General features: G+C 69.9%; 15 protein-coding genes. 7 read left to right on the forward strand and 8 right to left on the reverse strand.

What is annotated here, in order from left to right; translation table 11 throughout:
* Nucleotide 1: 1 nt before the first annotated feature.
* The 5 genes from glgB to ASD30_RS20895 are packed head-to-tail and all read right to left on the reverse strand — an operon-like array spanning nt 2 to nt 8,207.
* Entirely contained in the window at nt 2-2,182 is a 2,181-nt protein-coding gene (glgB, locus tag ASD30_RS20875) for a 1,4-alpha-glucan branching protein GlgB (RefSeq protein WP_056686541.1), read from the reverse strand.
* A 27-nt stretch (nt 2,183-2,209) separates the two neighbouring features.
* Nucleotides 2,210-3,601 carry a maltokinase N-terminal cap-like domain-containing protein gene (locus ASD30_RS20880; protein WP_056686544.1) on the reverse strand — a complete coding sequence of 464 codons (1,392 nt, stop codon included), beginning with the start codon at nt 3,599-3,601 and terminating at the stop codon, nt 2,210-2,212.
* Complete coding sequence (gene treS / locus ASD30_RS20885) at nt 3,598-5,289, reverse strand: maltose alpha-D-glucosyltransferase (protein ID WP_056686547.1); 1,692 nt, start codon at nt 5,287-5,289, stop codon at nt 3,598-3,600. Before treS ends, ASD30_RS20880 begins: the two co-directional genes overlap by 4 nt.
* Nucleotides 5,286-7,274, reverse strand: a complete 1,989-nt coding sequence (locus ASD30_RS20890; protein WP_056686550.1) for an alpha-1,4-glucan--maltose-1-phosphate maltosyltransferase — start codon at nt 7,272-7,274, stop codon at nt 5,286-5,288. Before ASD30_RS20890 ends, treS begins: the two co-directional genes overlap by 4 nt.
* A gap of 54 nt (nt 7,275-7,328) precedes the next feature.
* Nucleotides 7,329-8,207, reverse strand: a complete 879-nt coding sequence (locus ASD30_RS20895; protein WP_156393739.1) for a hypothetical protein — start codon at nt 8,205-8,207, stop codon at nt 7,329-7,331.
* 113 nt (nt 8,208-8,320) lie between these two features.
* Between ASD30_RS20895 and glgP the strand changes: the two genes are divergently transcribed.
* Nucleotides 8,321-10,915, forward strand: coding sequence for an alpha-glucan family phosphorylase (gene glgP, locus ASD30_RS20900; protein WP_056686556.1), 2,595 nt, complete (start codon nt 8,321-8,323; stop codon nt 10,913-10,915).
* A 66-nt stretch (nt 10,916-10,981) separates the two neighbouring features.
* On the forward strand, nt 10,982-12,676 hold the full coding sequence (locus tag ASD30_RS20905) for an MFS transporter (RefSeq protein WP_056686559.1): 1,695 nt from the start codon (nt 10,982-10,984) through the stop codon (nt 12,674-12,676).
* 117 nt (nt 12,677-12,793) lie between these two features.
* Here the strand turns inward: ASD30_RS20905 and ASD30_RS20910 are convergent, their stop codons facing one another.
* Entirely contained in the window at nt 12,794-13,555 is a 762-nt protein-coding gene (locus ASD30_RS20910) for an ion channel (RefSeq protein WP_082564047.1), read from the reverse strand.
* Nucleotides 13,556-13,612: 57 nt separating this feature from the next.
* Between ASD30_RS20910 and ASD30_RS20915 the strand changes: the two genes are divergently transcribed.
* Nucleotides 13,613-13,975: a hypothetical protein gene (locus ASD30_RS20915; protein WP_156393740.1), complete on the forward strand. Its 363-nt coding sequence runs from the start codon at nt 13,613-13,615 to the stop codon at nt 13,973-13,975.
* Nucleotides 13,976-13,991: 16 nt separating this feature from the next.
* Here ASD30_RS20915 and glgX read toward each other — a convergent pair whose 3' ends face one another.
* Nucleotides 13,992-16,157 (reverse strand): glycogen debranching protein GlgX, encoded by a 2,166-nt coding sequence (gene glgX / locus ASD30_RS20920; protein WP_056686802.1) that lies wholly within the window; start codon nt 16,155-16,157, stop codon nt 13,992-13,994.
* Nucleotides 16,158-16,232: 75 nt separating this feature from the next.
* Here glgX and ASD30_RS20925 point away from each other — a divergent pair, with 75 nt between their 5' ends.
* The 4 genes from ASD30_RS20925 (at nt 16,233) to ASD30_RS20940 (ending at nt 19,573) form a co-directional block, all read left to right on the forward strand.
* On the forward strand, nt 16,233-17,036 hold the full coding sequence (locus tag ASD30_RS20925) for an enoyl-CoA hydratase/isomerase family protein (RefSeq protein ID WP_056686565.1): 804 nt from the start codon (nt 16,233-16,235) through the stop codon (nt 17,034-17,036).
* 69 nt (nt 17,037-17,105) lie between these two features.
* Entirely contained in the window at nt 17,106-17,483 is a 378-nt protein-coding gene (locus tag ASD30_RS20930) for a hypothetical protein (RefSeq protein ID WP_235530240.1), read from the forward strand.
* A 351-nt stretch (nt 17,484-17,834) separates the two neighbouring features.
* A complete protein-coding gene (locus ASD30_RS20935; RefSeq protein ID WP_235530242.1) occupies nt 17,835-18,617 on the forward strand; it encodes an electron transfer flavoprotein subunit beta/FixA family protein in 783 nt (260 codons plus the stop codon).
* Nucleotides 18,618-18,628: 11 nt separating this feature from the next.
* Nucleotides 18,629-19,573, forward strand: a complete 945-nt coding sequence (locus ASD30_RS20940; RefSeq protein ID WP_056686572.1) for an electron transfer flavoprotein subunit alpha/FixB family protein — start codon at nt 18,629-18,631, stop codon at nt 19,571-19,573.
* A 204-nt stretch (nt 19,574-19,777) separates the two neighbouring features.
* Here ASD30_RS20940 and ASD30_RS20945 read toward each other — a convergent pair whose 3' ends face one another.
* On the reverse strand, nt 19,778-21,241 hold the full coding sequence (locus tag ASD30_RS20945; RefSeq protein WP_082564048.1) for a lysyl oxidase family protein: 1,464 nt from the start codon (nt 21,239-21,241) through the stop codon (nt 19,778-19,780).
* Between the last annotated feature and the right edge of the window lie 44 nt (nt 21,242-21,285).

Genomic DNA, 21,285 nt, shown 5'->3' on the forward strand with positions numbered 1-21,285 from the left:
GTCAGGATTCCTCGTCGCGGCGCAGCCAGATCGTGGCCAGGGGCGGCACCACGACGGTGGTGCGGGCCGGCTGGCCGGACCACTCCCCGACGACCGCCTCGACCCGGCCGAGGTTGCCGACACCGGAGCCGCTGTAGGCGGTGGCGTCGGTGTTCAGCACCTCGTGCCAGTCGCCGGCGGCAGGCATGCCCAGCACGTAGTCGTGGTGCGGGACCGGTGAGAAGTTGGTGACACAGACGACGTCGGGCCCGTTGTTCGCACGCCGGACGAACGAGAAGACGTTGCGCTGCGCGTCGTTGGCGTCGATCCACGCGAAGCCGGCCGGGTCGTGGTCGAGCGCGAACAGGGCGGGGGAGTCGCGGTAGACGCCGTTGAGGTCGCGGACCAGGTCGTGCATGCCGCGGTGCTCCACGTGGTCGAGCAGCCACCAGTCCAGCTCACGCGCCTCGGCCCATTCCGACTCCTGGCCGAGCTCGCAACCCATGAACAGCAGCTGCTTGCCGGGGTGGGCCCACTGCAATGCCAGGTAGGCGCGCAGGTTGGCCAGCTGCTGCCACCGGTCGCCGGGCATCTTGCGCAGCAACGAGCCCTTGCCGTGCACGACCTCGTCGTGCGAGAGCGGCAGCACGTAGTTCTCCGCGTAGGCGTAGACCATCGGGAACGTGAGCTGCCCGTGGTGGTGCACGCGGTGGATCGGGTCCTGCTGCACGTAGGCGAGGGTGTCGTGCATCCATCCCATGTTCCACTTGAACCCGAACCCGAGCCCGCCGTCGGAGGTGGGCTGGGTGACCCCGGGCCAGGCGGTCGACTCCTCGGCCACCATCATCACGCCGGGCACCCGCCGGTAGACCGTGGCGTTGAGCTCCTGGAGGAACTGCACGGCCTCGAGGTTCTCGCGCCCGCCGTGCACGTTGGGGGTCCACTCGCCCGGCTCGCGGGAGTAGTCGAGGTAGAGCATCGACGCCACCGCGTCGACCCGGAGGCCGTCGGCGTGGAACTCCTCGAGCCAGTAGAGCGCACTGGCGACCAGGAAGTTGCGCACCTCGTTGCGGCCGAAGTCGAAGATGTAGGTGCCCCACTCGGGGTGCTCGCCGAGCGACGGGTCGGGGTGCTCGTAGAGCGGCGTGCCGTCGAAGCGGGCCAGCGCGAACTCGTCCTTCGGGAAGTGCGCCGGCACCCAGTCGAGCAGCACGCCGATGCCCGCCTGGTGGAAGCGGTCGACCAGCAACCGAAGCCCGTCGGGGTCACCGAACCGTGCGCTCGGCGCGTAGTAGGAGGTCACCTGGTAGCCCCAGGAGCCGCCGTACGGGTGCTCCATCACCGGCAGCAGCTCGACATGGGTGAAGCCGAGACCGCGCACGTAGGCCACCAGCTCGTCGGCCAGCTCGGCGTAGTCGAGCATCTCGGAACCGTGCTTGCGCCACGACCCGAGGTGCACCTCGTAGACCGACATCGGCTCCTCGGTGTGCCGCTGCTGCGCGCGCTGCCGCATCCACTGGTCGTCGCCCCAGGCGTACGCCGAGGTGGTCACCTTCGACGCGGTCTGCGGCGGCACCTCGGTGGCGAAGGCGAGCGGGTCGGCCTTCTCATGCCACTGGCCGTCGGGACCGAGCAGGGCGAACTTGTACGTCGCACCGTCGCCCACGTCGGGCAGGAAGATCTCCCACACCCCCGACCTGCCGAGCTGGCGCATCGGGGTGGACCGGCCGTCCCAGCCGTTGAAGTCGCCGATCAGGCGCACGCCGCGGGCGTTGGGCGCCCAGACCGCGAACGACGTGCCGGTCACGCCGCTGTCGTAGCGGCGTACGTGGGCGCCGAGCGCCTGCCACAGCTGCTCGTGGCGCCCCTCGTTGATCAGGTGCAGGTCGGTCTCGCCCAACGTCGGCAGGTAGCGGTAGGGGTCGTCGTACGTCGTGGGCTCGCCGCCGTCGTAGGCCACCGCGATCCGGTAGTCGGGGATTTCGGAGACCGGCAGCTCGCCGACCCAGACGCCCGCGTGCTCATGCGCGAGTGCGGTGCGCTCCTGTCCGTGCAGCACCTCGACGGACGAGGCGAGCGGGCGCAGCACCCGCACCGTCACCGCGCCCTCGTGGGGGTGGGCGCCCAGCACTGCGTGCGGGTCGCCGTGACCGCCGCTGACCAGCAGCTCGAGCTCGGTGTGGTCGATCGGTCGGACCGGCACGGTGGACCTCCTCGGTTCGGGCGTGGATCAGGCGGTCAGCCGGGCGATCCCGGCGAGCGGGATGTCCAGCCAGGTGGGGCGGTTGCGGGCCTCGTAGACGCATTCGTAGACGGCCTTGTCGGCCTCGTAGGCGGCCAGCACCAGCCGTTCGTCGTCGGTGAGGTCGCGGCCGGCGTACGCGGTGACGAAGGCGTCGCGGTTGCGCTGCGTCCACTCCTCGCCGCGGTACGCGCGCTGCGCGTTGCCGGTGTCGTCGGAGCCACGGAAGGCGCGCTCGACGACCGCCGCGGCGTAGTCGAACGAGCGGAGCATGCCGGCCACGTCGCGCCACACGGAATCGGGCAGCAGCCGGTCGGCCAGCGGCTTGGCAGGCTCGCCCTCGAAGTCGACGATCTTCCAGCCCTTGACCGTGCGCAGCGTCTGGCCGAGGTGCAGGTCGCCGTGCATGCGCTGCACGGTGAGGGAACCGAGCGACCCGAAGCGGTCGAACATCGCCCGCAGTGCCGGCGCGTGGTCGGCGAGGCCGGGCACGATCTCGATGGCATCGGTGAGCCGGTCGTGCATGCCCCGGCCAAGGGCCGTGACGTCGGCCGCCGCGAACTGCTCGGTGGGGAACGCCTCGGCCAGGACCTGGTGGGTCTCGGCCAGGGCGGCACCGAGCCGCTCACTCTCGGAGGCGAAGTCGCCGCCCACCTCGTCGGCGTGCAGGTCGGCCTCGGCGTACAGGTTGCGCACGCTCGCCTGCGCCAGCTCCCACCCGTCGCTGGCGGTGCGGAGGAACTGCTGGAGCATCGCCAGCTGGATGATCGAGTCGGAGGCCTCGTCGACGGTGTCGAGCCAGCCGTAGAGCGCGGCGACGTTGTCGGAGCCGGCCTCGGTGAGCACGTGGTGGATCTGGATGTCGGGGTTCACCCCCGGCGTCACCTTGCGGAACACCTTCATCAGGCAGTCCTCGCCGAAGGCGACCGAGGAGTTCGACTGCTCGCCGCTGAACAGGGTCGAGTGTGCGGTCAGGTCGAGGTCGTGGCCCGGCAGCCGGTGGAAGACCAGCAGGTCGCGCCGGCTGGAGGCGTCGGACCCGGCTTCGGCGAAGGCGCTCAGCCACTGGCCCATCGCGTCGCGGTCGTGCACGGCGTCGTAGACGAACGAGTCGCCGAAGTCGTCGTCGGTCCAGGTGCCGATCAGGGCGTGGTCGAGTCGGCCGTCGGCCTCGCTGCGGAACGACAGCGGCACCTGGTAGAGCTCACGGTCGCCGTCGTCGTAGGTCACCTCGACCAGGTCGATGGCGACCTTGGGGCCGTCGTCGGACGCCGGCAGCACACCCGTACGGCGGGTCGAGGTGACGGTGAACGCGCGCCCTTTGCCGCCGAACCACCGTGCGGACTCGACGAAGGCGGTGAGGTGGTCGTGCACGGTCACGGTGCGGTCTCCTCCTTGGGCAGGCGGAACCAGTAGAAGCCGTAGCCACCGAGGGTCAGCAGGTAGGGCAGCTCGCCGATCGCGGGGAACGGCACCCCGCCCAGCAGCTCGGTGGGGGAGCGGCCCTCCCACTGTCGCAGGTCGAGCTCGACCGGCTGCGGGAAGCGGGAGAGGTTGTTGACGCAGACGATGACGTCGTCGCCGTGCTCGCGCGCATAGGACAGCACGCTCGGATTGGACCCGCCGAGGTCGTGGAACGTGCCGAGCCCGAAGGCGTCGTGCTGGCGACGGGCGTGGACCATGCGGCGGGTCCAGTGCAGCAACGAGGAGGCGTTCTCCATCTGCGACTCGACGTTGACCGCCTGGAAGCCGAAGACCGGGTCCTGGATCGCCGGCAGGTGCAGCTTGCCGGGCGTCGCCGAGGAGAAGCCGGCGTTGCGGTCGGGCGTCCACTGCATCGGGGTGCGTACGCCGTCACGGTCACCGAGCCAGATGTTGTCGCCCATGCCGATCTCGTCGCCGTAGTAGAGCACCGGGGAGCCGGGCAACGAGAGCAGCAGGGCGGTGAACAGCTCGATCTGGTTGATGTCGTTGTCGAGCAGGGGTGCCAGCCGCCGGCGGATGCCGATGTTGGCCTTCATGCGGGGGTCCTTGGCGTATTCGTCCCACATGTAGTCGCGGTCGTCGTCGGTGACCATCTCGAGGGTCAGCTCGTCGTGGTTGCGAAGGAAGATGCCCCACTGGCACGAGTCGGGGATCGCCGGAGTCTGCTCGAGGATCTCCGAGATCGGGTAGCGCGACTCGCGGCGTACGGCCATGAAGATGCGCGGCATCACCGGGAAGTGGAAGGCCATGTGGCACTCGTCGCCGCCGACCTCGGGGTTGCCGAAGTAGTCGACCACGTCGGCGGGCCACTGGTTCGCCTCACACAGCAGCACCCGCCCGGGGTAGTTCTCGTCGACGAACCTGCGGCACTTGCGGAGGAACTCGTGGGTCTCGGGGAGGTTCTCGCCGTTGGTGCCGGGACGTTCGTAGAGGTAGGGCACCGCGTCGAGGCGGAAGCCGTCGAGGCCCATGTCGAGCCAGAAGGCCATCGCCTCGAACATGGCGTCGTGGACCTTGGGGTTGTCGAAGTTGAGGTCGGGCTGGTGGCTGAAGAACCGGTGCCAGAAGTACTGCTGGCGCACCGGGTCCCAGGTCCAGTTCGACGGCTCGGTGTCGACGAAGATGACCCGCGCGTCCTGGTAGAGCTCGTCGGTGTCGGACCACACGTAGAAGTCGCCGTACGGGCCGTCGGGGTCCTCACGACTGGCCTGGAACCACGGGTGGGCGTCACTGGTGTGGTTCATCACGAAGTCGATGATCACCCGGATGCCGCGCTTGTGGGCCTCGTCGAGGAACTCGTGGAAGTCGTCGACCGACCCCGCCTCGGGAAGGATGTTGGTGTAGTCGGCGACGTCGTACCCGCCGTCGCGCAGCGGTGAGGTGAAGAACGGCGGCACCCACAGGCAGTCGACGCCGAGCCACTCGAGGTAGTCGAGCTTCTCGGTCAGTCCCTTGAAGTCGCCGGTGCCGTCACCGTTGGAGTCGCGGAACGAGCGCACCAGCACCTCATAGAAGACCGCGGTCTTGAACCACTCCGGCTGGTCGCCGATCGTGCTCTCGCCGATGCTCTGGCTCTCGGTCAACGGGGGCTCCTCACGGTCAGGATGTGGGCCGGCTCGACCGACGGGTCGAGCCGGACGTAGTTGTGCTCGGTCCAGTTCCACGTCTGGTCGGTGAGCTCGTCGTGGACGACGAAGGCCTCGTGCGGGTCGAGGCCGAGGGCAGCGAGGTCGAGGTGCACCATCGTCTCCCGCGTGGCGTGCGGGTCGAGGTTGACCACGACGATCACGATGTCGTCGCCCGCCCCCGGAATGTGCGCAGTCTTGCTGAAGCAGAGGATCGCGTCGTCGTCGGTGCGGTGCACGGTCACGTTCCGCAGCAGCTGCAGCGCCGGGTGCGCGCGCCGCAGCGCGTTCAGCTTCGTGATGTACGGCGCCAGGGTGCGGCCCTGCTCGTCGGCAGCGGCCCAGTCCCGGATGCGGATCTGGTACTTCTCGGAGTCGAGGTACTCCTCCGACCCGGGCTTGACCGCCACGTGCTCGAAGAGCTCGAACCCGGCGTAGACGCCCCAGCTCGGGGCGCCCAGTGCGGCCACCGTGGCGCGCACCTTGAACGCCGCCGGGCCGCCGTACTGCAGATAGGCGTGGAGGATGTCGGGGGTGTTGACGAAGAGGTTCGGCCGCATCAGGTGGCTGGACTCGTGGCTCAGCTCGAGCAGGTAGTCGCCGAGCTCCTGCTTGCCGGTGCGCCAGGTGAAGTAGGTGTAGCTCTGGTGGTAGCCGATCGCCCCGAGCCCGTGCATCATCGCCGGCCGGGTGAAGGCCTCGGAGAGGAACAGCACGCCCGGGTCGATGCGGCGCACCTCGGCGAGCAGGCGCTCCCAGAAGGCGAGCGGCTTGGTGTGCGGGTTGTCGACGCGGAAGATGCGGACGCCGTGCTTCACCCAGTGGCACACGACCCGGAGCACCTCGGCGTAGATGCCGGTCGGGTCGTTGTCGAAGTTGATCGGGTAGATGTCCTGGTACTTCTTCGGCGGGTTCTCCGCGTAGGCGATGGTGCCGTCGGCGCGGGTGGTGAACCACTCCGGGTTGGTCGTGACCCACGGGTGGTCGGGGGCAGCCTGCAGCGCCAGGTCGAGCGCCACCTCGATGCCGAGCTCGCCGGCGCGGGCGACGAAGGCGTCGAAGTCGTCGATCGTGCCGAGGTCGGGGTGGACGGCGTCGTGGCCGCCGTCCTTCGAGCCGATCGCCCACGGCGAACCCACGTCGTCGGGTCCGGGGGTCAGCGTGTTGTTGGGTCCCTTGCGGTTGACCTCGCCGATCGGGTGGATCGGCGGCAGGTAGACCACGTCGAAGCCCATGTCGGCGACCGCGTCGAGGCGCTTGGCCGCGGTGCGGAACGTGCCGGTGGTGACCTTGCCGGTCAACGGGTCGAGGGTGGCGCCCTCGGAACGCGGGAAGAACTCGTACCAGCTGCCGTAGAGGGCGCGACGGCGGTCGGCGTACGCCGCGTAGGGACCCTCGACGGTGACCAGGTCGCGCAGCGGGTGGTCGACGAGGGCGGCCCGGAGCTCGGGCGACTGGAGCACGGCGAGGCGCGCCGCGACCGGCCGGCTCGTGTCGGTGGTGGCCTTGAGCGCGGAACCGACAAGGTCGCGGGTGGCGCGGTCGGTCGCGGGCACGGCAGCCAGCACCCGCTCGAGGAGCAGTCGTCCCTCGGTGAACATCAGCTCGGTGTCGATGTCGGCGGGGATCTTGATGTCGGCCGCGTGCTGCCACGTGGCGACCGGGTCGGACCACGCGTGCACCTCGAAGGTCCACGGACCCTCGCGGTCGGGGGTCACCCAGGCCGTCCAGCGGTCGGGCACGTCAGGGTCGAGGGTCATCCGCACCGGCGGGCGTCGTACGCCGGCAGGATCGGTGAGCACCACCTCGGCGCCGAGCTTGTTGTGGCCCTCGCGGAAGACCGAGGCGGTCACCGGGAACGGCTCGTCAAGGGTGGCCTTGGCGGGCTGGCGGCCCAGGTCCACGACCGGGGTCACGTCCATCACGGGTATGCGTCCGACCATGGGCCCCAGACTTCCGGATCGCCCCGCCACAAGCAAACGGCAGGGCGACCCGGGTCAGGCCGCTGTCGGAACCGCTTGCTCCCGGACCGCCCGGCGGTGCAGCACGAGCCCGACCAGGCCGGTGAGGAACATCCCGCCGACCAGGGCGACCGCTGCGATCGTGGGCCAGCCCCGACCGCTGATCGCAGCGTGGTGCCAGGCCAGCGCGACCAGGCCGAGGGCGCCGATCATCATCACGCCGGCCAGCCCCGGGCGCACCCGTTCGAGGTCGTCCTCGACCAGCGCCTGGAGCAGGGCGACGCCCAGGACGAGCACCCACACGCCGAGTGCGCGGGCGTCGACGACCTGCAGGTCCCACGGCAGCATCGGGATCCACCAGCCCGGTTCGACGAGGAGGGCCAGCCCGAGACCGAGACCGGCCGCTCCCTCGACGGCGATGGCCGGCAACGCCCAACGCGGGATCGGGAAGCGGCGCTCCATCGGCAGTGCGGGTTCACGGGACTGCGCGGCCAGGGCAGACAGGATGGCGAACGGCAGGGCAGCCATCGCCGCGAGCCAGCCGAGTGAGAGCACGTAGGCGATCACCGGTCCGCCACCGACCCGGGTCTCGCCCAGGTGCATCACGGTGACGACGAGGAGCCCGCTGACCAGCAAGAGTGCGGGCAGCACGGCGATCCGGACCTCCTCCCAGTGGTCGCGCATCGCGGCACCCAGCATCATCGGCACTGCGCCGAGGAAGCCCGCGCCGATCAGCGCGGCGGTCACGGGACTCGCGAACTCCCACGCGAAGCCCTTGCCGGTCTGCTCGCTGCCGGCGAAGAGCACCAGGCCCACCACGGCCGAGAGCAGGCCGAGCACGACCAGCACCAATGAGACGAGCGGGGCAGTCTCCCTGCCCTCGAGCCTGCTCTCCTGCATGACAGGGTCTGCCATTCTTCTCCCTCCCCAGGGTTGTCTTTACATTCTGGATTAGATGTCGAAACTCTGGAAGTAGAACGCTGATTTGTCCGAGGCGTGGCGGTTGTGCCGTGGGCTAGCGTCAGGCCATGCGTGCGATCCGAAGGTTCACCGTCCAGCCCGTCCTGCCCGAGGCGCTGCACCCGCTCGGGGAGCTGTCCACCAACCTGCGTTGGGCCTGGCACCCCGCGACCCAGGACCTCTTCCGGGCCGTTGACGCCGAGCTGTGGGAGTCGGTCCACCACGACCCGGTCAGGTTGCTGGGCGCGGTCCCGCCCGCGCGCCTCGACGAGCTGGCGGCCGACGACTCGTTCCTGGGCGAGATGGGGGCAGTGCATGCCGACCTCACGACGTACCTCACCGGCGACCGCTGGTTCCAGAAGACCGCGGCCACGCAGGGAACCTGGCCCACGTCGATCGCCTACTTCTCTCCCGAGTTCGGCATCACCGCCGTGCTGCCGCAGTACTCCGGCGGCCTCGGTATCCTCGCCGGCGACCACCTGAAGACGGCCTCCGACCTTGGCGTCCCGATCGTCGGCGTCGGCCTGCTCTACCGACACGGGTACTTCCGCCAGCACCTGTCCCGCGAGGGCTGGCAGGAGGAGACCTATCCGGTCCTCGACCCCAACGGCCTGCCCATCTCGCTGCTGCGCGAGGCGGGCGGCGAACCGGCCTCGGTCACGGTTCCGCTCCCCGGCGACGACCCGCTGCACGCCCGCGTCTGGGTGGCGCGCGTCGGGCGGGTGCCGCTGCTGATGCTGGACGCCGACACCGAGGCGAACGCGGAGCACCTGCGCACCGTCACCGATCGCCTGTACGGCGGCACCAGCGAGCACCGCCTCCTCCAGGAGCTGCTCCTCGGCATCGGTGGGGTCAAGGCGTTGCGGGCCCATTCACGGCTGACCGGAGCCCCGGCACCCGAGGTGTTCCACACCAACGAGGGCCACGCGGGTTTCCTCGGCCTCGAGCGGATCCGCGAGCTCACCGTCGATGAGGCCGGGCCACGGCTCGACTTCGACACGGCACTCGAGGTCTCGAGGGCCGGCACCGTCTTCACCACGCACACGCCCGTCCCGGCCGGCATCGACCGCTTCCCGACCGACCTGATCGCGCAGTACTTCGGCGGCTCGGGAGACAACGGCGGCGGCGCTGTGCCGGGCGTACCGTCCGACCGTGTGCTCGCCCTGGGCGCCGAGGACTACGAGGGCGGCGACCCGGGTGTGTTCAACATGGCGGTGATGGGCTTCCGGCTGGCCCAGCGCGCCAACGGCGTCTCGCAGCTGCACGGCCACGTCTCACGCGGCATGTTCAACGGCCTGTGGCCGGGCTTCGACGAGACAGACGTGCCGATCGGGTCGATCACCAACGGCGTCCATGCCCCGACCTGGGTGGCCCGCGAGGTCTTCGAGCTGGGCTCGGCCGTGGGCGGCGAGGTCTCCACCGACAGTCCCGGCGCCTGGGACGTCGTCGACCGCGTCGCCTCGACCGACATCTGGAGGGTCAAGCGGCTGCTGCGTGAGCGACTGGTCGAGGACGCCCGCCGCAGGCTGCGCGCCTCATGGGAGCACCGGGGCGCCGCCGAGGCCGAGCTCGGCTGGGTCGACGAGGCGCTCGACCCCGACGTCCTGACCATCGGGTTCGCGCGCCGGGTGCCGTCGTACAAGCGGCTGACCCTGATGCTTCGCGAACCGGAGCGCCTCAAGCGGCTGCTGCTCGACCCGGACCGCCCGATCCAGCTGGTCATCGCCGGCAAGTCGCACCCCGCCGACGACGGTGGCAAGGAGCTGATCCAGGAGATCGTCAGGTTCGCCGACGACCCCGAGGTGCGGCACCGCATCGTGTTCCTGCCCAACTACGACATCGCCATGGCGCAGCCGCTCTACCCGGGCTGCGACGTGTGGCTCAACAACCCGCTGCGTCCCTACGAGGCCTGCGGTACGTCGGGCATGAAGGCCGCGCTCAACGGTGGCCTGAACCTCTCGATCCTCGACGGTTGGTGGGACGAGTGGTACGACGGCCGCAACGGCTGGTCGATCCCGTCCGCCGACGGCATCGACGATCCCGACCGTCGCGACGACCTCGAGGCCGGTGCCCTCTACACACTGATCGAGGAGGAGATCGCGCCGCGCTTCTACGACCTCGACGACGCCGGCGTGCCCTCGCGCTGGATCGAGATGGTGCGCCACACGCTCAAGTCGTTGGGCCCGAAGGTGCTCTCGAGCCGCATGGTGCGCGACTACGTCGAGCAGCTCTACGCCCCGGCGGTCGGCACCGCGCGTGAGCTCACGGACCACGCGCGCGCAGCGGCCTTCGCGGAGTGGAAGCAACGGGTGCGTTCCGCGTGGCCCGGGGTGCGGGTCGAGCACGTCGAGTCCCACGACGTCGCCGACTCACCCGAGGTCGGCTCGCGCCTGTCGGTGCACGCGTTCGTGTCGCTGGGTGGCCTCGCCCCCGAGGACGTCGACGTGCAGCTGGTGCACGGCACGATCGCCGCTGACGACACGCTGGCAGACACCGTGGGGGAGTCCCTGCAGCCGGTGGCGTCGTACGACGGCGGCCGACACCGGTTCGACGGAGCGGTCACGCTGGAGCGGCCAGGCCCCTTCGGCTACACGGTTCGCATCCTGCCGCGTCACGACCTGTTGGCGTCGCCCGCCGAGCTCGGACTGGTCGCCCTGCCCTGAGTCGGCCCTCCGGTTGATCGGGGCGTTCCGGCACCGACGGTGACGGGGCGGACCTACAGTCGGTCCATGAGGGAGGCCGCGGGTCGCAACCGGCTGGCCGGCGCCGCGGCGGCGTTCACCAGCAACGCCCGCAACCCCGACCTGCGCCGGGCCCAGCTGAGCTTCCTCGGTGCCTGGACCGCCGAGTGGGCCTTCACGGTGGCCCTCGGCATCGTCGCCTACCGCGACGGTGGCGCGACCGCGGTGGGTCTGGTCGGGCTCCTGCGGATGGCGCCCTCCGCGCTCATCGCCCCGCTCCTGTCGCCCCTCGCCGACCGCGGACGTCGCGAACGGGTCCTGATCGTGGTGTCGACGGTGCGGGGTGTCGCGACCGCCGGAGCGGCTGTCGTTGCCGCACTCGCGGGCCCGCCCGTCGTGATCTACGTCCTGGCTGTGCTGTCGACGATCGCGGCGACCCTCTTCCGGCCGGCACACTCCGCGTTGCTGCCCTCGTTGTGCCACACCGGGCACGAGCTGGCCAGTGCCAACGTGGTCCGAGGCTTCCTCGACTCCGCCGCCACCTTGGTGGGCCCGCTCCTGGCGGCGGTGCTGCTCGGGCTCACCGACGTGGCCGTGGTGTTCGCGGTGGCGGCCCTCTCGTCCCTGTGGGCGGGCGCGCTCCTGCTCCGGCTGTCGTACGACGCTCCGCCCCGACCCTCGGTAGCGGCCCGGCCTTGGCTCGTCCGAGAGGCCGCTGAGGGAGTGCGTGCGGTGCTCCGGAACGCCGACCTGGCCCTGATTCTCGGTCTCGCCGCGGCCCAGTCCTTCACCCGGGGCGCGTTGACCGTGCTCTCCGTCGTGGTTCCCCTCGAGCTGCTCGGCACGGGAGACGCCGGGGTCGGCACGTTGATGGCGGCCGTCGGTGTGGGTGCCGTGCTCGGCTCACTTGCCGCCTCGCTGCTCGTCGGCACCCGCCGACTGGGCGCCTGGTTCGCGGTGGGCGTCGCACTGTGGGGGCTCCCGCTCGCGCTCGTCGGGGCCTTCCCCGAGGAGTGGCCGGCCCTCTTCCTCGTGGCCTTCGTCGGCGTCGGCAACGCGTTGATCGACGTCGCGGGCTTCACCCTGCTCGGTCGGCTGGCGCCCGACGAGGTGCTGGCCCGGGTGTTCGGGGTCCTGGAGAGCCTGGTCGCGGTGTTCATCGGGATCGGGGCGGTGGCCGCGTCCTGGGTGGTCGCGACCTACGGCCCGCGCTCCGCACTGGTCGGCATCGGCCTCGTGTGTCCGGTCCTGGCGATGCTCGCGTGGCGACGGCTGCGACTCCTCGACGGCACGGTGGGGGAGCACGACCACGACGTCGAGCTCCTCCAGCGAGTGGCGATGCTGCGGACGCTGCCGCTGCCCTCCGTCGAGCAACTGGCCCGGGGTCTGGAGCCGCTCGACGTGCCGGCGGGCCACGTGGTCTTCTCCCAGGGTGACCTCGGGGACCGGTACTACGTGATCGAGGTGGGCGAGGTCCAGGTGGTCGGCGACGGGGCCGTGGTGGCCACCCTCGGCCCGGGAGAGGGCTTCGGCGAGATAGCGCTGTTGCGGCGCACGCCCCGCACGGCGACGGTGGTGGCCGCGACCGACGCCCGATTGTGGGCCCTGCTGTCGGACCGCTTCCTGCCTGTCGTCCTCGGGTTCACCCCCAGTGCCCGGGAGGCAGCGGTCGGCGTCTCGGTCATGCTCGACCGGTTCGCCCCCGAGGATCCGCCCGCCGAACCGCCGCCGACCTCGAGCTGAAGCTCGTGTCCGGGCCGATGCACGAGATCTCGTCGGAGCTGGAAGGAATCGGACCGGTGCGCGCCCACGACGTCGATGCCATCGGCGACGCCGGGGAAGCCCACCCGCAAGGCCCGTTCAGGACGGCGCTGCGTCGGTGCCCGAGCCCTCGGCCCGGTCGTCGTCGGGCTCCGGGGTCCATGCTTCGGCGCGAACCTCCTCGTGCGAGGCACTCAGCCGGGTCGCGCGGGCCGACAGCAGCGCCATGATGCGGGCCACCACCAGGGCGAGGTAGAGCATGCCGGCGATCTGCTCGATCATCACGAACGAGCGCGCGTGCGGCCGGATCGGCACGATGTCGGAGAGCCCGGTGCTGGTCAGCGTGGTGACCGAGAGGAACAGCAGCTCGGTCCACGAGCGCGGGTCGGCAGTGTTGACCGCGGCGTTGAACGAGTCGGGCCAGATGAGCTGCGTGGCGGCGTACACGTAGGCGAAGGCCCATGCCAGGACGGTGAAGGTGGCCCCGGTGGCGAAGACCTCGTCGGTGGTGACCACGGTGTCGGAGAACATGTAACGGATCAGCGCGAACGCCGTGTAGAAGTAGAACGCGGCGTGGAAGACCGCCGACCACAGCGCGAACGCCTCGTTGTCGGGCGAGGTGGCCTCGAGGACGGTCAACACGATCACTGGCCCGCCCAGCAGCACGGCCACCCAGCTGAGCGCCGGGGTCATCCGGATCGCCATCACCGCAATCGCCAGCACCACAAGGGCAAACGTGCCGAACACGGCTCGTCCCACCGGCGCCTCCCCGAGGAACGGGTAGGCCACGATGCCGAGCAGCTGCACGAACAGCAGGACGGCCGACGGGTGCTGACGGGTCAACCGGAGCCACTGGGTCACGGTCGCTGATCCTTCCGCCCCGCGGTCACGGGGTCAAACGTTGTTAGCGTGGGCGCCATGGATGCTTCTCCTGGCAATCGTCGAATGGTCCTGGTCCTGGCCGGTGTGATCCTCGCGGTGGGGGTGGGCCTGCTGATCGGCCGGGTCGCCTTCGCCGCCCCCGAGACGGACATCGAGCTCGCGTGCACGTCCATCGACGCGCTTCCCGATGACGAGTCCGTCAAGGAGATGCTCGACGAGTTCGACGCGACCAAAGCCGACCGGCTGCTGGCGATCGGCAGTCATGCGCGTGCTGCCGAGGGTGAGGACTCCGGCTTCGCCAAGTCCGGGGAGCGCATCATGCGCGGCATCATGAGCAACGACATGGACGAGGCCGACGAGGCACTCGAGGACCTCCGCGAGCAGTGCGACGGCCAGTGAGTCTAAGCCTCGGGGCTCAGGTCTGGCGGAGCACGACGACGGAGTGGGCGCCCAGCTCGATCGCGCCACCGGCCTTCACCGCGGCGCCCGGGGGTTGATCGGGGTCGGTGGAGAGCACGACCTCGCCGCTCTGCACCCACTCGTTCTCGGGCAACGTGAAGGTGACACTGTCGCCCGAGCCGTTGAGCCAGATCATGAAGGACCGGTCGACCTGCTGCTCGCCGCGGGGGCCGGGGGAGCGCAGCGGTGCCCCCGAGACGAACATGCCGATCACCGCGAGTGACTCGTCGAACCAGTCGTCGGCGGTCATCTCGCGTCCGGACGGGTGCAGCCAGGCAAGGTCCTTCGGCCCGTCCTTGATCGCCGGACGTCCCTCGAACCAGTGGCGCTGGCGCAGCGCCGGGTGCTCGCGGCGCAGGCGCAGCGCGGCCTTGGTGACCTCGTAGACGTCGAGCCACGCGTCGTCGGGCCGCCAGTCGATCCAGGAGGTCTCGTCGTCGTGCGTGTAGGCGTTGTTGTTGCCGTGCTGGGTGCGCCCGCGCTCATCGCCCGCGGTCAGCATCGGCGTGCCGTTCGACAGGCAGAGCGTCGCCATCAGGTTGGCTGCCTGGCGACGCCGCAACGCGACGATCTCCGCGTCGTCGGTCTCGCCCTCGACGCCGTGGTTCCACGAGCGGTTGTTGTCGGTGCCGTCGCGGTTGTCCTCACCGTTTGCCTCGTTGTGCTTGTGGTCGTAGGTGACCAGATCGCGCACGGTGAACCCGTCGTGGGCGGTCACGAAGTTGACCGTCGAGTACGGCGAGCGGCCGTCGTCGGCGTACAGGTCGGACGAACCTGCCAGGCGCGTCGCGACGGTGCGGATGCCGGCTGAGTGTCCGCGCCAGAAGTCGCGGATCGTGTCGCGGTACTGGTCGTTCCACTCCACCCACGGCGGCGGGAACTCGCCCACGCGGTAGCCGTCCATCGACGCGTCCCACGGCTCCGCGATCAGCTTCACGTGCCGCAGGACCGGGTCCTGGCCGATCGCGGTGAGCAGGTGACAGTCCATGTCGACCTCCTGCCGCACCCGGGTCAACGCCGAGGCGAGGTCGAAGCGGAACCCGTCGACGTGCATCTCGGTCACCCAGTAGCGCAGCGAGTCCAGGATCAGCCGCAGCACGTGCGGGTTCGAGGCGTCGACCGTGTTGCCGCACCCGGTCACGTCCCAGTAGGTGTCGTCGTACGGCGGCGGCGTGTCGTCCTCGTTCGGCTCGGGCCGGACCCGTTGGTAGGTGCCGCGGTCGTCGAGGCCGCGGAACGAGAGGCTCGGCCCGAGCGCGCCACCCTCGGCGGTGTGGTTGAAGACGACGTCGAGGATCACCTCGAGCCCGGCCTCGTGCAGCGCCTTGACCATGGCCTTGAACTCGGTGACCTGCTCGCCGCGGTCGCCGGAGGCGGCGTAGCCGTTGTGCGGCGCGAAGAAACCGATCGAATTGTAGCCCCAGTAGTTGACCTGACCGTTCTCCATGAGCCGGGGCTCGGAGACGAACTGGTGGATCGGCAGCAGCTCGACGGCGGTCACGCCGAGGTCCTTGAGGTAGTCGGTCACCGCCGGGGTGCCCAGCCCGGCGTACGTGCCGCGCAGCTCCTCGGGAACCCGGTCGTGCAGCGCGGTCATGCCCTTGACGTGCAGCTCGTAGATGACGGTGTCGCGCCAGCGGCGGTGCATGGGCGCGTCGCCGCCCCAGTCGAAGTCGTCGTGCACCACGACACTGCGCGGGACGTACGGCGAGGAGTCGGTGTCGTTGCGTTCGTCGGGCGCCTCGAGCTGGTGCGCATAGATTGCCGGATCATGCGTGACCGCCCCGGAGACCGCACGGGCGAAGGGGTCGAGCAGAAGCTGTGCCGGGTTGAACCGCAGCCCCGACTCGGGGTGCCACGGCCCGTCGACGCGGTAGCCGTACAACGTGCCGACCGGCACGCCCGGGATGGCTCCGTGCCAGATGCCCAGGGACTGCTCCGTCAGTGCATGGCGCTTCTCACCGCCGTGCTCGTCGAAGAGGCACACGGTCACGCCGGTCGCGGCCGGCGCGTGGACGGCGAAGTTCGTCGCCTCCGCCGACCAGGTGGCGCCGAGGGGGTAGTTGCGCCCAGGCCACACGGCGGCGTGTTGCCCTGGGTGGGTCCAGATTCCGGGAGTCACCCGCGACATTGTCCACGAGCCCGCCCACTAGAGTCGCATCCGTCACCCGAACCACGTCAGGAGTTGCAACCGCACATGGGCACCAACGAGACCGCCGGCACCAGCGAATTCGTCCGGCTCGAGGTGGCCGACGGCGTCGGCACCATCCGCCTCGACCGACCCAAGATGAACGCGTTGAACAAGCAGGTCCAGGAGGAGATCCGGGCCGCCGCCGCCGAGGCCACGGCACGCGCTGACGTCAAGGCCGTGGTCGTCTACGGCGGCGAGCGCGTCTTCGCCGCCGGCGCCGACGTCAAGGAGATGGCCGACATGTCCTACACGGAGATGGTCGACCGCTCCGGTGGGCTGCAGTCCGCGTTCACGGCCGTGGCGAAGATCCCCAAGCCGGTCGTCGCCGCGGTCACCGGCTACGCCCTCGGCGGTGGCTGCGAGCTGGCCCTCTGCGCCGACGTGCGCATCGCCGCCGACAACGCCACCCTGGGCCAGCCCGAGATCCTCCTCGGCATCATCCCGGGCGCCGGAGGCACCCAGCGACTGACCCGCCTGATCGGCCCGAGCAAGGCCAAGGACCTCATCTTCACCGGTCGGTTCGTGAAGGCCGACGAGGCGCTCGCCATCGGCCTCGTCGACCGCGTCGTCCCCGCCGACGAGGTGTACGCCGAGGCCGTGAAGTGGGCCGCGCAGTTCGCCGGCGCCGCGTCGTACGCCGTCCGCGCGGCCAAGGAGTCCATCGACCGCGGACTCGAGGTCGACCTCGAGACCGGCCTCGAGATCGAGCGGGCGCAGTTCGCAGCGCTCTTCGCCACCGAGGACCGCACCATCGGGATGTCGTCGTTCGTGGAGAACGGCCCCGGCAAGGCGGAGTTCCGCGGCGCGTGACTCCTGCACCGACGGCGCGTTGACCCTAATGTTCGTGCTGGAGAGTTGAGACCAACGAAGGGATCGGTAGTGGCCGAGAACCAGGACAAGACCAAGGGCAAGGCCGAGGAGAAGCCCTCTTCGCGCAAGGCACCGATCGAGATCAGCCTCGGGTCAGTGCGCACCCGGGTCGCCCAGGTCGTGTGGCTGCTGTGCGCCGTGTTCGCGCTGATCCTGGCGCTCGGCGCCCTGACCTATGCGCTCAAGGCCAACGCCGACAACGGGCTCGTCGAGTTCGTGCGCGACTGGGCCGGCCGACTCGACCTCGGCATCTTCAGCCTGGAGAACGGCATCAAGGAGTTCACCGGCAAGAACGCCGAGATCAAGAACGCCCTCTTCAACTGGGGCATCGGCGCGGTGGTGTGGCTGGTCATCGGCAAGGTGCTCGACAAGGTCATCCGCCCCTGACCGTACGACGCAGCGCCGTGGGGCGCTGACGAGCCGAAGGCCCGGTGTGTGGATCGTGTGTGCCACGTGCCGGGCCTCTTCGGTGTGTCTCCTCACACCCGACACTGCCATCCCCGAACCCGGATTCGGTGAAGGTCGCTGCAGTCAGTGCTCTCCACCGTTGCGTGAAGTCACGGCGGACGTCGTACGGCGCGTCGGTTGTGAGTTATCTCGCCGTGGACGCTGTTCCGTCACGCCGCGACCACCCGGTAACCTCACAGCACAATCGTTCTCGCCGCAGCCGCGGCGTGTCGTATCCACTTGCACAGGAGGGGCCGACCAGGCCGCGCCACCATGAACATTGTTGTCCTCGTGAAGCATGTCCCCGACGCCACCGCCGACCGGCGGTTCGAGTCGGACAACACCGTCGACCGCGTCGGCGTCGACGGGCTCCTGTCCGAGCTCGACGAGTACGCCGTCGAGCAGGCACTCCAGATCAAGGAGAAGTCCGGCGACGACGTCACCGTGACCGCTCTCTCGATCGGCCCCGAGAAGGCCACCGACGCCGTCCGCAAGGCCCTCCAGATGGGTGTCGACCAGGGTGTCCTGGTGACCGACGACGCGATCGCCGGCTCCGACGCCGTCGCGACCTCGCTGATCCTCGCCAAGGCGATCGAGAAGATCGCCGAGGGCAACGGCGCTGCCGACCTCGTCGTCACCGGCATGGCCTCCACCGACGCCGGCACCAGCCTCGTCCCCGCGATGCTCGCCGAGCGCCTCGGCCTGCCGCAGGTCACCTTCGCCTCGGTCGTCGAGACCCAGGGCGACCAGATCCGTGCCAAGCGCGACGGCGACGCCGCCACCGAGGTCATCGGTGCCACGCTGCCCGTCCTGCTGTCGGTCACCGACCAGACCGGTGAGGCCCGCTACCCGTCGTTCAAGGGCATCATGGCGGCGAAGAAGAAGCCGCTGGAGACCTACACGCTGGCCGACCTCGGTGTCGACGCCGGCCAGGTCGGCCTCGATGCCGCCTGGACCACGGTCGAGGAGACCACGGCCCGCCCGCCGCGCACCGCCGGCGAGATCGTGACCGACGAGGACGGCTCGGGCGCCAAGGCGCTGGCCGACTTCCTCGCCTCCAAGAAGTTCATCTGAGGAGCCTGAACATGTCTGAAATCCTGGTACTCGTCGACCACGTCGACGGCAACGTCCGCAAGACCACCAACGAGCTCCTGACGATCGCCCGCCGCCTCGGCGAGCCGTCGGCCGTCTTCATCGGCTCCGGTGAGGCCCCCGTCGAGGCGCTGAAGAAGTTCGGTGCCGAGAAGGTCTACGTCGTCGACGACGCCGAGATCAAGGGCTACCTCGTGGCCCCCAAGGCCGAGGTGCTCGCCCAGATCGCCGCCCAGGCCTCGCCCGGTGCGATCCTGATCCCGTCCTCCGCCGAGGGCAAGGAGATCGCCGGTCGCCTGGCGATCAAGATCGAGTCGGGTGTCATCACCGACGCGACCGACGTCACCGACGGCGGGGTCACCACCCAGTCGGTCTTCGCCGGTTCGTTCACCGTGCAGGCCAAGGTCGCCAAGGGCACGCCGATCATCACGGTCAAGCCCAACTCGGCTGCCCCCGAGGAGGTGGCCGGTGCCGGTGCCGTCGAGCAGTTCGCCGCGACGATCTCCGACGCGGCCAAGACCGCCCAGATCGTGGCCTCGCAGCCGCGTGAGGCGACCGGTCGCCCCGAGCTCACCGAGGCCGCCATCGTGGTCTCCGGTGGTCGTGGCACCGGCGGCAACTTCGACCCGATCGAGGCGCTCGCCGACTCGCTCGGTGCCGCCGTCGGCGCCTCGCGTGCCGCCGTCGACTCCGGCTGGAAGCCGCACACCTTCCAGGTCGGCCAGACCGGCAAGGTCGTCTCGCCGCAGCTCTACGTCGCCAACGGCATCTCCGGTGCGATCCAGCACCGCGCCGGCATGCAGACCTCGAAGACCATCGTGGCCGTCAACAAGGACGAGGAGGCCCCGATCTTCGAGCTCGTCGACTTCGGTGTCGTCGGTGACCTCCACACGGTCCTCCCGGCCCTGACCGAGGCGATCAACCAGCGCAAGGGCTGACCCCTCGCCGCCAGCACGTCGTACGACGAACGCCGCGTCCTCCCGTCGGGGAGGACGCGGCGTTCCTCATTTCCGTCGACCCGTCGCCAGTCCTGATCGACCCGTCGTCAGTTTCGGTCGACCCGTCGTGAATTCGGTGGGACCACGAGAACTGGCGACGGGTCAACGAGAACTGGCGACGGGTCAACGGGAACTGGCGACGGGTCAGTCGACGTTCATCGGGTAGACCTTGACCGTGCGGGCACCGAGCCGTCCGCCGATGAGCACCTTGCGGTAGGCGACGTTGTTCGTGGTGTCGCTCTCGACCAGGTTGTGCACCGGGTTGGCCTCGACCGCGATGTAATAGACCCCGTTGGGCAGCCCCTTCAGGCTGAACGACTGACCCGCCCGGAACTGCGCGTAGGTGTCACCCGAGCCCGAGGCCAGCACCTCGCGGATGCTGAGGGAGTCGCGCTCACCGCACGCGGTGTGCAGGTCTGTGGTGTCCGGCTGCCAGTCGGCGCCGTCGACGGTGTAGTCGATGGCGTCGGTGTTGGCCAGGCAGAACGCCTCCTTGCGCGAGCGGACCACGCCCACCTTGTGCGCATCGAGCAGGCGGTAGCGGGCGAAGTCACGGAAGTGCCAGTGCTGGTGGGTGTCCTTGTTGTCCCACGCCATGGTGCCGACCAGGCGATAGCCGACCTGGTTGCCGTCGGCGTCCAGGAAGTACTGGTAGGCGTCCATGATGTCCTCGTTCGGCCGACGGAAGCCGTCGACGACGAGGGGACTGTTGCCGGCGTTCCACACGTTCGCGGAGAACTGCAGGTAGTTGCCCGAGCCGTCCACCCGGATGCCGAACGCGGGGATCGAGCGCAGGTCGGGCTGGGGCTCGCCCGGTGCACCGGCTGCCGCCCTGGTGGGCTCGGTCGTGCCTGGTCGCAACGACGGCGTGACGGTCCGACGCTCGTGATCGTCGTAGTCGGGTGCGTCCTTGCTGACCCGAAGGGTGAAGGTCTTCACCCCGTCCGAGGCGGGGATGCCGAAAAGGGTGCGGTACTTCGCGGTGACCGCCACCGTCACCTGGTAGCGCCCCGGCGCGAGCTTCAGCCGCATCCAGGAGTCGAGCCGTGTGGCGTAGCCCTCCTGGATGCCCATCACCGAGCCGAGCATGATGCGGCTGGTCGAGCAGCTCTGGGGGTACGGCGAGCGCAGCGGGGCATCGGGGTGTGCCCTCTCGGTGGACCAGCTGTTCAGGCAGCCGGACCGGTAGCGGGTGGTGACGAGTTCGCCGCCCTTGCGAAAGTCCATCCGCAGGAAGCCGGGCAGGCCCGCGAAGTCGGTGACCGTACGCCGGGGAAGGGTGACCACCTCGCCCCCGTGGTGCCAGGTGGTGACGATCGGGGCGCCGTACGCCGTGCGCTTCGACCTGATCTCGAAGGGGGCACCCTGCGCCACCAGTCGCAGCGACGGGTCGAACTCGACCCGCGTGCCGGACAGGTAGCCCTCGACCAGGCGGGGCGCCGTCAGTCGCAGCGGTGACGGGGTGGCCTCGTCGGCGGTCGAGACGCCCGAGGCCCCGGAAGATGCCGTGGACAGGGTCGGTGCCGCCCCGGCCGTGCTGCCGGCGGCGACACAGGCGAGTGCGGTGAGTGGAGCAGCAAGGGCGATGACGAGCCTGGAACGTTTCACGTGTTGCCTCCCGATGGATGGACTCCCTGCTGTGTCAGACGCCT

The sequence above is a fragment of the Nocardioides sp. Root140 genome, assembly GCF_001426745.1.
Taxonomy (GTDB): Bacteria; Actinomycetota; Actinomycetes; order Propionibacteriales; family Nocardioidaceae; genus Nocardioides.